Source organism: Paenibacillus sp. FSL H7-0735 (genome assembly GCF_038008505.1).
GTDB classification, from domain to species: Bacteria; Bacillota; Bacilli; order Paenibacillales; family Paenibacillaceae; genus Paenibacillus_AQ; species Paenibacillus_AQ odorifer.
This window is the reverse complement of record NZ_JBBOZH010000001.1, coordinates 3,660,993-3,676,112: the sequence shown is the minus strand read 5'-3', so window position 1 is coordinate 3,676,112 and position 15,120 is coordinate 3,660,993. Positions and strand designations below refer to the sequence as shown.

Annotated in this window: 15 protein-coding genes; 4 read left to right on the top strand and 11 right to left on the bottom strand. The window is 41.2% G+C overall.

What is annotated here, in order from left to right; all coding sequences use genetic code 11:
- Window positions 1-43: 43 nt before the first annotated feature.
- From NSS82_RS16715 to NSS82_RS16695, 5 genes are all read right to left on the bottom strand, one after another.
- Window positions 44-838 carry an SDR family NAD(P)-dependent oxidoreductase gene (locus tag NSS82_RS16715; protein ID WP_076105710.1) on the bottom strand — a complete coding sequence of 265 codons (795 nt, stop codon included), beginning with the start codon at window positions 836-838 and terminating at the stop codon, window positions 44-46.
- A 166-nt stretch (window positions 839-1,004) separates the two neighbouring features.
- Window positions 1,005-2,030 (bottom strand): AraC family transcriptional regulator, encoded by a 1,026-nt coding sequence (locus NSS82_RS16710; protein WP_038571075.1) that lies wholly within the window; start codon window positions 2,028-2,030, stop codon window positions 1,005-1,007.
- 18 nt (window positions 2,031-2,048) lie between these two features.
- Complete coding sequence (locus tag NSS82_RS16705; protein WP_076272561.1) at window positions 2,049-2,996, bottom strand: LLM class flavin-dependent oxidoreductase; 948 nt, start codon at window positions 2,994-2,996, stop codon at window positions 2,049-2,051.
- A complete protein-coding gene (locus tag NSS82_RS16700; RefSeq protein WP_076141221.1) occupies window positions 2,977-3,339 on the bottom strand; it encodes a hypothetical protein in 363 nt (120 codons plus the stop codon). Before NSS82_RS16700 ends, NSS82_RS16705 begins: the two co-directional genes overlap by 20 nt.
- Before the next feature lie 37 nt (window positions 3,340-3,376).
- Window positions 3,377-3,826, bottom strand: a complete 450-nt coding sequence (locus tag NSS82_RS16695; protein ID WP_076105707.1) for an OsmC family protein — start codon at window positions 3,824-3,826, stop codon at window positions 3,377-3,379.
- A 151-nt stretch (window positions 3,827-3,977) separates the two neighbouring features.
- On the opposite strand from NSS82_RS16695, the gene NSS82_RS16690 reads away from it, so the two are divergent.
- Window positions 3,978-4,466: a nucleoside deaminase gene (locus tag NSS82_RS16690; RefSeq protein ID WP_076105706.1), complete on the top strand. Its 489-nt coding sequence runs from the start codon at window positions 3,978-3,980 to the stop codon at window positions 4,464-4,466.
- Window positions 4,467-4,576: 110 nt separating this feature from the next.
- Here NSS82_RS16690 and NSS82_RS16685 read toward each other — a convergent pair whose 3' ends face one another.
- Window positions 4,577-5,542, bottom strand: coding sequence for a glycerophosphodiester phosphodiesterase family protein (locus tag NSS82_RS16685; RefSeq protein WP_081386592.1), 966 nt, complete (start codon window positions 5,540-5,542; stop codon window positions 4,577-4,579).
- A gap of 260 nt (window positions 5,543-5,802) precedes the next feature.
- On the opposite strand from NSS82_RS16685, the gene NSS82_RS16680 reads away from it, so the two are divergent.
- The gene (locus tag NSS82_RS16680; RefSeq protein WP_076272560.1) at window positions 5,803-6,777 is read left to right on the top strand and encodes a glycoside hydrolase family 43 protein; all 975 of its coding nucleotides are present in this window, start codon (window positions 5,803-5,805) and stop codon (window positions 6,775-6,777) included.
- A gap of 49 nt (window positions 6,778-6,826) precedes the next feature.
- On the top strand, window positions 6,827-7,969 hold the full coding sequence (locus NSS82_RS16675) for a glycosyl hydrolase family 8 (RefSeq protein ID WP_038571057.1): 1,143 nt from the start codon (window positions 6,827-6,829) through the stop codon (window positions 7,967-7,969).
- Window positions 7,970-8,052: 83 nt separating this feature from the next.
- On the opposite strand, the gene araA is transcribed toward NSS82_RS16675, so the two are convergent.
- Genes araA through NSS82_RS16660 form a run of 3 tightly spaced genes read right to left on the bottom strand, consistent with a single transcriptional unit; the run spans window position 8,053 to window position 11,829 of the window.
- Entirely contained in the window at window positions 8,053-9,477 is a 1,425-nt protein-coding gene (araA, locus tag NSS82_RS16670; protein WP_038571054.1) for an L-arabinose isomerase, read from the bottom strand.
- A gap of 32 nt (window positions 9,478-9,509) precedes the next feature.
- On the bottom strand, window positions 9,510-10,205 hold the full coding sequence (locus NSS82_RS16665; RefSeq protein WP_036677359.1) for an L-ribulose-5-phosphate 4-epimerase: 696 nt from the start codon (window positions 10,203-10,205) through the stop codon (window positions 9,510-9,512).
- A gap of 16 nt (window positions 10,206-10,221) precedes the next feature.
- Window positions 10,222-11,829: a xylulokinase gene (locus NSS82_RS16660; protein WP_076272559.1), complete on the bottom strand. Its 1,608-nt coding sequence runs from the start codon at window positions 11,827-11,829 to the stop codon at window positions 10,222-10,224.
- Between the two features lie 308 nt (window positions 11,830-12,137).
- Here NSS82_RS16660 and NSS82_RS16655 point away from each other — a divergent pair, with 308 nt between their 5' ends.
- Window positions 12,138-13,220, top strand: coding sequence for a GntR family transcriptional regulator (locus tag NSS82_RS16655; protein ID WP_036677364.1), 1,083 nt, complete (start codon window positions 12,138-12,140; stop codon window positions 13,218-13,220).
- Window positions 13,221-13,400: 180 nt separating this feature from the next.
- On the opposite strand, the gene NSS82_RS16650 is transcribed toward NSS82_RS16655, so the two are convergent.
- The gene (locus tag NSS82_RS16650; RefSeq protein ID WP_051490969.1) at window positions 13,401-14,030 is read right to left on the bottom strand and encodes a chloramphenicol phosphotransferase CPT family protein; all 630 of its coding nucleotides are present in this window, start codon (window positions 14,028-14,030) and stop codon (window positions 13,401-13,403) included.
- A 68-nt stretch (window positions 14,031-14,098) separates the two neighbouring features.
- Window positions 14,099-15,007: an ABC transporter substrate-binding protein gene (locus NSS82_RS16645; protein ID WP_076272558.1), complete on the bottom strand. Its 909-nt coding sequence runs from the start codon at window positions 15,005-15,007 to the stop codon at window positions 14,099-14,101.
- Window positions 15,008-15,120: the final 113 nt, after the last annotated feature.

Below are 15,120 nucleotides of genomic sequence, written 5' to 3'. Positions count from 1 at the left end.
AGTGGCTTTTTTGTATCGTTATCTATATCCTTTTAGAGTACGCTTAAAAAATAGTCGGCACCATTCCCCCATCCATGCGAATTGGAGAACCTTTAAATGCAGAGGCATAAGGACTGCATACAAATGCTGCTAGTCTGCCTATTTCAAAAGGTTTAATAAATCGTTGTATTTCAGATTGAGGAAGATTTGTAGTCATGAATTTTCTTTCTTTTTCTGAAAAAGTCATATCCTCATTGGAGTATATCCCATCAATAATTTGATGCACATTTTCAGATAGTGTTGGTCCTGGCATGATCGTATTGACTGTAACTTCAGTTCCTATCGTTAACTTAGATAAGCTTTTTGACAATGATAATAACATTGATTTGGTCATTGCATATTGAGGCATTTGGCCTGAAGGCATAATGGCTTCTTCACTAGCAATAAAGAGAATTCGGCCATAATCTTTTTGTAACATTTTAGGTAAATAGAATTTTGTTAATCCATTCGCAGCAAGGACATTAGTACGGATGTATTTTTCAAATATTTCGTCGTCAACGTCCTCATATTTCATAATTTCATAGATACCCATATTATTAACTAAAACATCTATATTAGGGTATTTTTCGAATAAGGCTTCTCTTTGCGCAATATCCACAATATCCGCTGTAGCATTTTGTGGAGAGGTAGCCGGGAAATTCGACTTTATTTCATTTACAGTCTGTTCTACCTGATCATAATTCCGTCCATTAATTAGTACATTAACTCCTTCTTTAGCGAGTTCAATGGCGATTGCTTTACCAATACCTTTTGTTGATCCTGTAATTAAAGCTGTTTTATTATTTAATCCCATATCCATATTACATTTCTCCTTTTATCCCGGCGTGCTGAGTAGTTGTCATTTTAAGAACAGTCCTGTGTGCCGGCTAGGATTGTATTATCGTACCGGGGTTGTTCAGTAACTAGCGGATTGCGCCAAAGTTCTTGTTTAACACGCCAATGATAAAACTCTGAAAATACTGTCTTTATGAAGAGGGTATCGTGTTTAAACCTAAATGTTCATTACGCCAATTTGAAGGAGTATCACCTTCCCAAAGACGAAAGGCACGGTAGAACGAGTTCTGGTCTTCATATCCAATCAAGAAAGCCACTTCTTTAATATCAAGCGAAGGATCTGCCAGATACTCTCGTGCTTGCTCATGTCTAGCTTGTGTCAGCAATTGCTTGAAGCTTGTGTTTTCTTCAGTAAGCCTGCGTTGCAAGGTACGGTCACTCATACTTAATACCTTCGCAACAGCTTGAATGTCAGGGCGTCCTCCGCTGAAGCTGCGTTTCATGATCCATTTGACCCTCTCGGTTATAGAGCGTGTGCCCTTCTGTTCAGCAAGCGTCCGGTCCAAAACGGGAGTCAGAATCTCCAGCAACTCTTCGTTGTACGAGATAAAAGGATGATTCAAATCATTTCGACGCAACGTCAAACGATTATATTGAGCATCTATCTGAATTCGGCAGCCGAAATAAGCTTCAAGAATCTTTACATTTCCTATAGGCTGTGAAAACTCGACAAGCTGTGCTGTCAAAGGTAGACCTGTGCCTCGCCGTCCGAGTTCTAGAAGAAATGCCAAAGTGAGGCCGAGCAGCAGCGGTGGACCAGAATGCCCGGGATGCTGCCATTCCAATTCGATTGTACATAGCTCGCCTTCCTCGGTAATACGCAAGCTTTCAGGAGGGCACATTTGTTTGTATCGTACCATTCGGTTAAGAGCATCGCGATAGTCCTTAGCATGGTATGTTGCTAAAACCGTCGGCGGATATTGTGTGGTTTCAAAGACGGTTGCAAGCTTAATGATTCCTTCGGCAGTATCCCCAATGAGATCGTTATATGCCTGCCAGACTGCGAAATATTGAGCAGTGGTGACTTCTGACTCTCTGAGATGGCTAAGTGGAAGATTTGCTTTGCTGGCTACATCTTGTGCAGTTATCCCTAATTGACTTAATCCAGCCCAAAATCCTGGTGGGATTTTAATTTGATCAGAGGTATGAGACTTCATACATATGGACCTCCTTTATTAAGAACTCCAGCACGCTTGGGCAAGCAGTTCGAACGAATGCAATCGTTTCTCATAATCTGGAATCATGGTAACGATAATGAATTCATTAACTCCATACAAAAGAGATAACCGTTCCAACTTACCTTTAACACTTTCCGGAGTACCTACCAGCAGCTTGTGTTCCAAGGGCTCAGACTTCGCTTCGGCAGAACCTTCTTGTTGGAATAATGCCGTACCAGATGAGGCCAATCGCTCTGCCTCTTCCTCAGTCTCGGCGCAAATGACGCCAACAGCAACCATGGCCCGCGGTTCAGGAGAAAGTGAAGAAGGAGTAAATGTTTCACGGTAAGCTTGCAAAACCTCCTCCCCTGCTACATCGCTCATGAACTGGCCGAACACATAACCTGCTCCAAACTCGGCAGCATATGCCGCGCTTTTCTTGTTTGTACCCAGCAGCCATAGCTCTGGAGATACGGGTGGGACCGGCCGGGCGGTTATTGAACGTCCTTCATAGGAATAGTTGCCCTGTAATAATTCAGTGACTCCTTTAAGCAGTTCTGGCATTTTCCAAACATTTTCGAGAAAATTTCCACTCAGTGCTAAACTTACTTCAGCAGTACCGCCGGGAGCTCTGCCTAATCCAAGGTCGATGCGTCCCGGGTACAAACTGGCCAGCAAATGAAATGCTTCCACCACCTTTAGCGGCTTATAATGTGGCAGCAATAAAGCCCCTGAGCCAAGGCGAATGTGTGCTGTTTTCGCTCCAATATGCGATAAAAGCACCTCCGTAGAGGTACATGCTAATCCCGGCATATCATGATGTTCAGCAACCCAATAACGAGAATATCCCAGTCTTTCTGCTGTCTGAGCCAGCTTCACTGCTTGTCCCAATGCGGTAATAGCATCCACCGTATTAAAAACAGGTACGAGATCTAATACACTAAGCTTAATGGATGTTCTTGTCATGATTAAGTCCTACTCGAGGGTTTCGGTAAAATTCGATCATATCGATAAAAATAAGCTTGTAATCAACTGCAACCGCGGCCAGATCATACATTCGGCCATGGCCGTCTTCTTTGGAGGCAAAAACAACATCGTGCCGCAGCTTATCCATAATCATTTTGCCGATGAACTGATGCTCGTATTCCGCGTACTTCTTTTTGAAAGCTTCATTAAACTCCCACAGCTCTTGGTAAGACCGCTCTAGCATTGCGTTTACCAAAGTCAGCTCATTGCCCTCTTTTTGTACAGCTACGTAATAATTTCCGCGATCATCCTTGATCAAATCCTTATATAACTCAACATTCAAAGTTAACGTCTCCTCTCTGATTACCTAGGACTCAATTTTATAGGCTTGCAGTCAGCACCGTTGGCTCTGTCGTGATTTCTACATTTCCTGCAACGGCTCTGGAGATCATGCAGGAGCCTTCTGCTTTATGGGCAATACGGATGGTTTTATCGATATCGTCCTGTGACGCATCTTTGGTAAGGGTGATTAGGGGTGAATGTTTGATGGCTTCATATGTAAAAATGTTATTCGTTACATCGACCGTCGCCTCTGAGGTTAACGTCAGCTCTGAAGTCGTAAGCCCTGCCCGCTCCAGCATTGCTGCAAGTGTAATGAGATAACAGGTTGCTGCTGCTCCCAAAAGCATCTCATCCGGATTCGTTCCTACTCCGGGTCCTCCCATTTCCTTCGGAATGGAGATTTGAGTCTTAAGCTGTCCAGCTTCAATAGTTCCGTCACTGTTACGGCCACCGTTCCATACGGCGTTCAATACAAATGGGTGCTTCATTTTTATATATCCTCCCTAGCTTGATATTGCATGATATATTTTTCATCGAATACTTTACATGCTAACATAGAAGAATGTGGTGAACAAACAGGCTCAGGCCTACTATTCATGAAACTTATCTATAAATTAAAATCCAGGAGGTTCTACTATCATGATAAACGACACGGATATAAAACATCTCAAGCGTTGTATTGAACTTGCCCGAATTGCACTAGAAGCTGGGGACGAACCCTTTGGTTCAGTCCTTGTATCAGCAAGTGGAGAAGTGCTGGCGGAAGACCGCAACCATGTAGGTAGCGGTGACCATACTCAGCATCCCGAATTCGCTTTAGCCCGCTGGGCAGCTCAGAATATGACACTGGAAGAACGTAAGCAGGCAACAGTGTATACCTCCGGAGAACATTGCCCTATGTGTGCAGCGGCACACGGTTGGGTTCGTTTAGGACGAATTGTATATGCCAGTTCCTCGAAGCAATTATCGGCGTGGTTAAATGATATGGGAATTGCAGCATCACCCGTCCGTAATTTAAGGATTCAAGAGGTTATTCACGATGCGTTCGTAGATGGCCCTGTACCGGATCTTGCAGAACAAGTACGGGAGCTTCATCTACAATTTCACGAGAAAAGACTTCTTCAGTAATACGAAGAATCAAAAATATTTTATTTTTCCGTAAAAAAAGAACCTTCGGATAAAGGTTCTTCGGCTGTCGAGAAAGTCTCGACAGCTTTATTTATGTCCAGAAAATCCCTTTACCTTTTATTATTCTTAATTACTTCGCTAAAGCGGTCAGGGAAATTTGTATGTACACCATCTACACCCCAAATTACGGCTTTATCCATATTCACTTGATAATTCACAGTATATGGAAACACCTTTAGCCCTGAATTTTTTGCCTGCGCGACATATGCCGCATTTATTTTTTGAAAGTTAGGACTTATGCCTACCGCATAAGTTTTTAATCTATTCACATAGGATTCTGATATTTTATAAACAGGAAAATCATACCATACAATTTGATAAAGAGGGACTGCTGGATTTATGGAATGGAATCTACGTAAACTCGCTTCACTAAATGAATGTATAGCAACATGAGCCGACAGATCATAATTTAAGATTTCTTCATTTAACAATCCCTCGATGTTCGAATTCGACGTGGGATCTTTAATCTCAATCATATAGTCCACTTCTTTTCCGAACCTTTCAAATACCTCTTTTAGTGTCGGAATACGTAAATCTACATATTTATCTCTAGCGAACATGGGATATTGTTCATTAAACCATGAACCCGCGTCTAATTTTGAGATCTGCTCTAAAGTAAAATCCTTTACATACCCTTTAGCATTCGTGGTGCGATTTACGGTCCCATCATGAATAACAACAGGAACATGATCTTTTGTTAACTGAATGTCTAACTCGATATAATCGGTCTTCATATCAATAGCTAGTTCGAATGCAGGTATTGTATTCTCAGGAGCATATCCTGAAGCACCACGGTGAGCGATTGTATATACTTTATCCGCAGGCATGATAATTTCCTTTACTTTAATGCGAATCCAGGGGGAATAAGCATACAAAGAGGTGAACAATAAGATTAACAAAAGCACATGTATACCTATAAAGTAGATTCTAGAATTTTGAATTTTTTGCATTAAGCTAACCTCATCTTTTAAAAAATATAATGTGGAATACTTGGTGACTTTCGCTCTAACATTCATTCTTGTGTAAAATTATGATTTATATTCCCTTATGTTAATCCCACCTCAATGTATTTGTAAGGTCAAAGTTTGGAGATTTCTATTGTACCAGATTATCTAGAGAAAATATTGCGAGGCAGCATAAATGAGAAAGGGTCTGCAAGGTCAAGAAGCAACATCTAAACTTTGTGGGGTATAAACTATAGTTGCTATATATACAGAGTCCTAAAGTTCTTATACCATTAACTTTGTAAGCGATTAACTTTATAGGAGGAAATGACTTGACAACGCCAGTGCAACCCAATGAACCTCTCGTAACTCATATTTATACTGCGGATCCTTCTGCTCATGTATTTGAAGGCAAGATTTATATTTATCCCTCTCATGACCTGGATCACGATATGATCTCTAATGACAACGGTGACCAATATAATATGGAGGATTACCATGTTCTGTCTATTGATGGAGATGGCTCCCCTTGTATCGACCACGGTGAAGTACTTCATGTGAAGGATGTTTCATGGGCTAAACAGCAAATGTGGGCTCCGGATGCAGCATACAAAAACAATACCTACTATTTGTTTTTCCCAGCCCGAGACCATGATGATATTTTCCGAATCGGGGTTGCCACCTCAACTTCACCTTCCGGACCCTTTACACCTGAACCGAACTACATTCCCGGCAGTTATAGCATTGATCCCGCTGTTTTCGTTGATGATAATGGCAAATCATATATATACTTTGGGGGTCTTTGGGGCGGTCAACTTGAAAAATGGCAAACCGGCTCATTTGTTGCGAATGCCGAGGGACCGGCTGAAACGGCACCAGCTCTTGGACCTATCGTAGCGGAGCTGAGCGAGGACATGCTGAGCTTTGAAGGTGCGCCTAGAGAAATATCCATCATCGATACGAACGGAAATGCGATTCTTGCTGGAGATGAAGAGAGAAGATATTTTGAAGGTCCATGGGTTCATAAATATAACGGTTATTATTATCTTTCTTATTCCACGGGAACTACCCATAATATTGTATACGCTATCAGTAAAGATCCGCTTGGGCCTTTTGTATATCAAGGAAAAATACTTACACCCGTCCTGGGCTGGACAACACACCATTCTATTGTTCAGTTTAAAGAGAAGTGGTATTTATTTTATCATGATAGTTCTTTATCTGGTGGTGCTGACAACAAGCGATCTGTAAAATATACGGAGCTGAAATACAACGATGATGGCACCATTCAAACCATCCATCCTTAGTTTTTATTGAAATGGAGTGCATGCTGGAGTGCACAGGAGGGGAAATATCATGCCAATGACACAACAAGGTGCTTTTTATACGGGGAAATATCGCAATTTATTTAAGGAGTTTGGCTTTTCTGAAGATGAAATCAACGCTAAACTCGAAGAAACTTGGAGTGATTTGTTTTACGGAGATCCGAACGTACGAATCTACTATCCGCTGGACGAGGATAAAAGCTATATTCTGGATACAGGTAATCTGGATGTTAGGTCTGAAGGAATGTCCTACGGGATGATGATGGCTGTTCAAATGAATAAAAAAGATGAGTTTGATCGTTTATGGAACTTCTCTAAGACGTTTATGCAGCACAAAGAAGGCCGTTATGCCGATTACTTTGCTTGGCACTGCAAGCCTGACGGTACAAGAATTTCACCAGGACCCGCACCGGACGGGGAAGAGTTTTTCGCCATGGCTTTGTTTTTTGCCTCAAAACGTTGGGGGAACGGTCCGGCACCTTATAATTATTCCGAGCAGGCTCGAATAATATTGCGTGCTTGTGTACATAAAACTGAAACAGGCGCTGGTGACTCAATGTGGGACGCGGAAACGAAACTGATTAAATTCGTACCGGAATCCACCTTCAGTGATCCATCTTACCATCTCCCCCATTTCTATGATTTGTTCGCTTTGTGGGCTGATGAAGGTGACCATATATTTTGGCGAGAAGCGGCGGAAGCCAGCCGCACATATCTACACACTACATGCCATCCTATAACTGGTCTCGCTCCCGAATATGCCAATTTTAACGGCACCCCGGCAGAACCCCAGCCTCATGGTGATTTCAGCCATTTTTTCAGTGATGCTTACCGGGTTGCGGCTAATATCGGTCTGGACTGGGTATGGTTCCAAAAGGACAGCTGGCAGGTCAATCAATGTAACCGAATTCAAGCTTTTTTTAGGAATATCGAAGTTTCCAATTACCGGCGGTACACCATTGAGGGACAGGCATTCGACGAACCGGCGCTGCATCCAGTAGGCCTTTTGGCGACCAATGCCATGGCTTCGCTTGCTTCGGATGGCCCGGAGGCAGAGCATTTTGTCCGTTTGTTTTGGGATACACCTTTGCGAACTGGACAACGTCGTTATTATGATAACTGTCTGTACTTCTTTAGTTTACTAGCCCTAAGTGGAAACTATCGCATTTATTGAAGTATATCGAACAAAACAATAGGACTCCATTCCTCGAAAAGGTCGAGGAATGGAGTCCTATTAATCGTAATAAAGCTTTGCTATTATTTAATTACTACATATTCCAAGTTAACAAGTTTTGCGTAAGCAATAATTTGGTCTGTTGTAAGAGTTAAAGAAACAACGGTGTGGTGACCGCCACCATTTTCGATCCAAGCTTTTACCCCGTCTTGGAAGTTTGGTTTAACATTCCAAAGCACACGAGCTACTGGAAGGTTTGGAGCTGGAACAGTTGGTTCAAAAGCAGTCACTTCATTGATCAAAAGTTTGTAATGCGTACCGAAGTCAGCCATGGAAACCACTACACCGTCTCCTGCTTTACCGTCAAATACTAAACGGGCTGGATCGTCTTTGCCACCAATACCTAGTGGAGACACGATGATTTTTGGTTTGTTGCTTGCCAAAGTTGGATCTACTTCAAGCATATGGGATTGAAGAATAGATTCTTGTCCAACCGTCAATTCATAAGTGTAATCTTCCATAAAGCCAGTGGATTGGTTATGGCTCATCACTTTAAGTAAGCGGTCGAGAGCTGCAGTCTTCCAGTCTCCTTCTCCAGCAAAACCATATCCTTGTGCCATCAAACGTTGAACAGCAAGTCCTGGAAGTTGTTTCATTCCATGTAAATCTTCGAAGTTTGAGGTGAAGGCATTGTAGCCACCTTGATCAAGGAAACGTTTGATAGCAATTTCATAGCTTGCTTGAACTCTTACACTAGCTTCCCATGCTTCTTTGCTGTTAGTGCCATAGTCGAATTCATACAGCTCTGCATATTCAGCAAACAAACCATCGATTTCTTCTTCTTTAACTTCATTAATGACTTGAACCAGGTCACCAATACCAAAGTAGTCAACCGTCCAGCCAAATTGAATTTGGGCTTCAACTTTATCTCCTTCAGTTACACCAACGTTACGCATGTTGTCACCAAAACGAGCAACTTTGATATTGAAGCTTTCGTTATAAGCAACAGCTACGTCCATCCATTCTGCAATTTGCTTTTGAACTTCAGGGCGTTCCCAATAGCCTACAACCACTTTGTTTTGTTTGTTCAAACGGGCGTTAATAAAACCATATTCACGGTCACCATGAGCTGCTTGGTTTAGATTCATGAAGTCCATATCTATTGTTGCCCATGGAATACTTTCATTATATTGCGTAGCTAGATGAAGCAAAGGTTTTTGCAGCATTTTTGTTCCGCGGATCCACATTTTTGCAGGTGAGAAAGTATGCATCCAAGTGATGACACCGGCAACTTCGTCACGGTAGTTAACTTCTTTCATAATGTTGGTGATTTTATCTGCGCTGACAGCCAAATCCTGCAATACTAGTGGGTAAGGCAAAACTCCGCTTTTATTCAAAGCATCTGTCATCGTCTGTGCGTGCGCTTTAACTTCAGCCAATGCTTCTTCCCCATAAAGATGTTGCGAACCTACGACAAACCAAAATTCTTTTGCTACTGCTGTTGACATATTCATCCTCTTTTCATCATTTTGTAGTTTGATTATTTTTGACCGTAATAAGCGTCTTTCCCATGTTTGCGCAAGTAATGTTTATCTAGAATACGTTGTGGCAATTCTTCCGCAAAATGGTTTAACTCTCTAGCAAATAAATTCATTTTTGATACTTCATCCAACACTACGCTGTTCATTACAGCGGATTTTGCATTTTTCCCCCAAGTAAAGGGTCCGTGGCCTTTAAGCAAAACACCGGGAACCGCCATAATATCTATCCCGCGTTGTTCAAAGGTTTCGATGATTACATTACCTGTTTCCGCTTCGTAACCCCGATCGATTTCCTCTTGCGTCAAGAAACGCGCACAAGGAATGGAGCCATAGAATGTATCAGCGTGCGTAGTTCCCATTACAGGAACGTCAAGTCCTGCTTGTGCCCAAATAGTTGCCCAAGTGGAATGTGTATGCACGATTCCGCCAATTTCGGAGTAATGTTTATAAAGTACTGCGTGAGTAGGTGTATCGGAGGAAGGTCTCATCTCCCCTTCAACCACATTGCCATCCAGATCAACAACTACCATATCGCTGGCTTTCATTGTTTCATAATCTACACCACTAGGTTTGATTACGAATAATCCACTTTCGCGATCAATTGCACTCACATTTCCCCATGTATACTTGATAAGTCCATGTTTCGGCAATTCCAGATTGGCTTGAAAAACCTCTTCTTTAAGTTGTTCTAACATCTTGGTCCCTCCATTTTCAGACTAAATTATCAACAGCGGATTGCTCAATCGCCAAACCTTTTTTATAACGTTCGATAAAGGTTTCAAAGCCTTTAATGTCGGTTGCATCGGGATGAATTTCTTCTCCCTTTACATCTTTGAACACTTTTTGATCGAGGAAGTCTTCCAAGCTTTCTTCCTGATTTTTGTTCATCATGTAGGAGGCAAGAATAGCCATTCCCCATGCGCCGCCTTCTCCAGCAGTTGACATTACGGAAACAGGAACATTCAGTGAAGCTGCCATCATTTTTTGGCCAACAACCGGAGTCTTAAATATACCGCCGTGTCCTAAAATACTATCTATGGCTACATTCTCTTCTTTCGTCAAAATGTCCATTCCAATTTTCAAAGCACCAAAGGCGCTGAACAAATGTGCACGCATAAAGTTAGCCAGATTAAATTTGCTCTCAGGCGAACGTACAAATAGCGGACGGCCTTCTTCTAACCCCGTAATGTTCTCACCCGAGAAATAACCGTAACTGAGCAATCCACCCGCATCTGCGTCTGCTTCCAAAGCCTTATTCAGCAATACGCTGTACAATTTATCAGCTTCTACCTTTTTCCCCATTGCTTCATAGAACTCACGGAATAATCCGAGCCAGGCGTTAAGGTCACTTGAACAGTTATTAGCATGAACCATACCTACCGGACTTCCGTCTGGTGTAGTCACCATATCAATTTCCGGATAAACCTTAGAAAGTTCTTGTTCCAATACGATCATGGCAAAAACAGAGGTTCCTACGGAGACATTCCCGGTACGTTTTCTTACACTATTGGTAGCAACCATACCGGTTCCCGCATCCCCTTCTGGAGGGCTAAGCGGAATCCCAGCTTGTAATTGCAATGATGGATCCAGAATTTTGGCTCCTGCTTCGGTTAATAGACCCGCTTGCTCACCGGCAACATACACCTTAGGAAGAAGATCGCTGGTCTTCAGCGAATAACCTTTGCCAGCAATAAGCTCATCAAACTGTTGTATCATGGATTCATTATAATTCCCTATGGATTCATCAATCGGGAACATACCTGAAGCATCCCCAACACCAAGTGCTTTGTTGCCGGTCAATAACCAATGAATGTATCCTGCCAACGTCGTAACAAACCGAATCTCCGGTACATGTTCTTCTTTGTTTAAGATCGCCTGATAAAGATGAGCAATACTCCAACGTTCCGGGATATTGAATTTAAATACATCCGTCAATTCTTTGGCTGCCTTACCAGTTGTTGCATTACGCCAAGTCCGGAACGGAACGAGCAATTGATCCTGTTCGTCAAAAGCCATATATCCATGCATCATTGCAGAAAACCCGATTGAACCAACGGTTTGGAGGGTGATTCCGTAATTTTGTTGAACTTCTTGCTTCATCTCACGATAAGCATCTTGTAGACCTTTGATAATATCTTCTAGGCTGTACGTCCAAAAGCCGTCTTTCAATTGATTTTCCCATTCATAACTTCCAGAAGCGATCGTTTGAAAACTATGATCAATAAGTACTGCTTTAATACGCGTGGATCCAAATTCAATCCCTAGCGAAGTTTCTCCCTTATTGATTGCTTCTTCGATGCTTAATCGATTCGATATCACGTTAGTCACCTCTCTGACAGCGCTTTTTTAATATAAAAGAATTCGCTTTCTTAATTAACAGCTTTAGTATAAATTTTTGTACGTACATTTGTCAATAAAATAGTTATATATACATACAAATATGGAGATGATAATAATTTAACTCCGTACTTAGTTTGTTTATGATGATCTAAAGGTACGAAATATTTACATTTTTTCATAAAAAAAGAGCCCCTTTATATTTAATTCGTAGTCATGCTATAATTTGTACATACAACTTAACGAAATGAACGAATCAAAAAGCGAACAAGTATGGAAAGAGGAATTACATGAAACCAAAGTATCAAGTGATTATAGAGGATATAAAAAGCAAGATCCTTTCAGGAGATTACAATGTAGGCGAACAAATTCCTACGGAGTCTGCCTTGCAGTCCTTGTACGAGGTTAGCAGACAGACTGTTAGAAAAGCCATTTTAGAGCTATCCAACGAAGGATTCCTCCGCAGCGAAAAAGGTTCTGGCACGTATGTCAGCAACCAATATCGCACAAAGACCGGCGGGAGTTCACATAAGAAGACGATCGGTGTAATTACGACGTATATCTCTGACTACATCTTCCCTTCTATTATCCGGGGGATTGAAAGCCGAATGAATGAGGATAACTATTCTCTATTATTGGCTAGTACCAATAACGATGTTGCGCAAGAAAAAAAAGCTCTCGAAATGATGTTGTCCTACGGCGTAGATGGTTTAATTATTGAACCTACGAAAAGTAATCTGTATAATCCCAATATTGCGTATTATCTGTCGTTTAAGGAGCAAGATATTCCACTCATTATGATTAATGCTTTTTATGAGGAAATAGAGCTCCCCTTCCTTTGTCTTGACGATGTGCAGTCCAGTTATCTGGCAACAAAAGAATTGATTTCCAAAGGCCACTCTCAAATTGGACTTATCGCAAAAATGGATGATTTACAAGGCAAATATCGAATGAAGGGTTATATCAAAGCCCTCGAAGAAGCTAAATTGCGGTTTTATCCAGAGCAAATATTTTCGTTCAACACCGAGACCAAACAAACCTTAGCTACGAACTTGAAGGATTTCCTAAATAAAAATAGAGATACCCTCTCTGCGATTGTCTGCTACAACGACGAGGTTGGTTTAGAAGTGGTCAATGCTTGCAGACAGCTGAACATTTCTATACCAGAGGAATTATCAATTATTGGCCAGGACAACTCCTATATTGCCCAAAATGCGAACATCAAACTGACCACTTTAACGCATCCCCAAGAAACTATGGGCCGTGATGCAGCGGATTGGGTCATTAAAAAATTACAAGGAAAAAAGGATCTTCCCAACAATACTTATTATCAACCTGTGTTAATTGAAGGAGAAACAGTAGTCGAGAGATAGAATAAATTCTGAGGGATTTGTGTTTATCTTCATATGTAAATGTAATAACCCACCAGTCGTGACTGGTGGGTTATTTGCAACTGTTATCTCCGTATTCTTTAAAGGTTCGATTCTTGGTTTGAAGTCAACAGTACAGTAGAAGCAAACTGTTTCACAAGCTTGCCGGGATTTATCCCGTATTTATCCCGAAATCCCTCGGCAGCCCGAGGGGTGATAGCCCCAAACACTAACATTTCTTTTACTTAATTTCTTAAATACCGAGTATTCCTTATTGGACTTAATAAAACTTAATATCTTTTCAGCACATTCTAATGAATTCATCTCTTCCGTATTTACTTCGAGGTCATATTCTTCAAAGCAATATACTTTGCTAAACTGTGAAGCTGCTAGTCCAATCATTCTATCTCCTCTTGTTTGCTCTCTTCTTATGAGTTCTTCTTTCGAGCATATTACACCTATAAATAACGTAGGGTGATCGAAAAATTGATCAAGAAACACATTAAACCTCTTATCATTGTCGATTACGGTATCTACTATTACATTAAAACCAAATTCTGATAACAATTTAATTGTCGAATGGTACACTGAGAATATGGAATCATCCAATATTTGGGAAACGACTTGATGATCTATTTCTCTTGTAGGTTCATCTGGAAATTTATTATTAATAAAATCATTGTAATTATTAAAAAAATCATCAATTGATAAATGATAAAAAGGAATCTCTTTCTGTTTTATCAGTTCAGTCGATATGGAGGTCTTTCCGGAACTTGAAGTTCCATTTAGAAAAACTAATATCCCTTGCTTCAATTTAATCATCCCTTCAAATAATAATCATTGCAACTCAGAGATTATTCGAGAAAAGATTAAATTATCCTTTACTGTTTGATATGTTCCTTGATTTGTTCGGCTATTTGCTCCAACAATGCTTCTTTTCCTAAAGCAAAGAAAGCCTCATTATAATTTTGTCTGCTTGTCATACGATATATATTATTCGATTTTACAGCTTTCAGATTGCTCCAGACCTTGCTTTGGTCAAGAACATTCTGGTCATTATCGGATAATAAAATGATATGGTCTGGATTAAAGGTGGACAGTGCTTCTAGACTTGTCACTTTCCCTCCCCATGGATCTGGCTCCGGTGTACCTGGCGCGATGGGTAATCCTAGATCATTAAAAATCATATCCGCAATACCTGTGCGGGAATAGATGCGTATTTCTTTCTCTGTAGCTTCGATTACCGCAAACGTCTCTTCCTTGGTTATCTCAGTGATTTGATCATGTAGTAGTAGAGCACGTTGATCATAGACCTTCAACCACGCTTCCATTTCCGCTTTCTTATCAAGCACCTCCGCAACAAATGCAAATCGCTCTCTAAAAGCGTTAAAGCCATAAGGCACCCTCACTGTTGGAGCAATCATATTTAGTTGATCATAGATTTTTTCTTGGGTAGGTCCTGCCAGTATCAAATCAGGGCTTGCTGCAATGATCGCTTCTAAGTTGACTTCCGTCTGAAACCATCCAGCGGGAGTTACATCAGGCAGTTCTTTTTTGAGAATAGGAGTGATTTCTAATGAATTAGCCATATCTGTATTCCCAGTAATAACAGGTTTATATCCAAGCACCAGAAGTTCTTCCGTTGAGCCGGATACATCGGCAATTCTAACCGGATTCACCGGTAATTCAACATCTCCATTAGCCTCCTGACCTGATTTCCCACACCCGTACAGCATCACCATCATGATTAAGGCGATTCCGGCAAAAGAGATCCGTTTTAAACTGAACATTTTTTCCAACCCTCTCCAATCTATTGATAATCATTCTCACTTCTAGCAAGTCCGATCATACACTCTGCTGATAGGACAGAACTACCGGCAGAGGGATTGAATAACGGTTTGGC

Bases quoted from the DNA above. Each gene is read 5' to 3' on its own strand.
- NSS82_RS16675 (WP_038571057.1), top strand. From the start codon at position 6,827: ATGCCAATGACACAACAAGGTGCTTTTTATACGGGGAAATATCGCAAT.
- NSS82_RS16715 (WP_076105710.1), bottom strand. From the start codon at position 838: ATGGATATGGGATTAAATAATAAAACAGCTTTAATTACAGGATCAACA.
- NSS82_RS16685 (WP_081386592.1), bottom strand. From the start codon at position 5,542: ATGAATGTTAGAGCGAAAGTCACCAAGTATTCCACATTATATTTTTTA.
- NSS82_RS16695 (WP_076105707.1), bottom strand. From the start codon at position 3,826: ATGAAGCACCCATTTGTATTGAACGCCGTATGGAACGGTGGCCGTAAC.
- NSS82_RS16710 (WP_038571075.1), bottom strand. From the start codon at position 2,030: ATGAAGTCTCATACCTCTGATCAAATTAAAATCCCACCAGGATTTTGG.
- NSS82_RS16645 (WP_076272558.1), bottom strand. From the start codon at position 15,007: ATGTTCAGTTTAAAACGGATCTCTTTTGCCGGAATCGCCTTAATCATG.
- NSS82_RS16705 (WP_076272561.1), bottom strand. From the start codon at position 2,996: ATGACAAGAACATCCATTAAGCTTAGTGTATTAGATCTCGTACCTGTT.
- NSS82_RS16665 (WP_036677359.1), bottom strand. From the start codon at position 10,205: ATGTTAGAACAACTTAAAGAAGAGGTTTTTCAAGCCAATCTGGAATTG.
- NSS82_RS16655 (WP_036677364.1), top strand. From the start codon at position 12,138: ATGAAACCAAAGTATCAAGTGATTATAGAGGATATAAAAAGCAAGATC.
- araA (WP_038571054.1), bottom strand. From the start codon at position 9,477: ATGTCAACAGCAGTAGCAAAAGAATTTTGGTTTGTCGTAGGTTCGCAA.
- NSS82_RS16690 (WP_076105706.1), top strand. From the start codon at position 3,978: ATGATAAACGACACGGATATAAAACATCTCAAGCGTTGTATTGAACTT.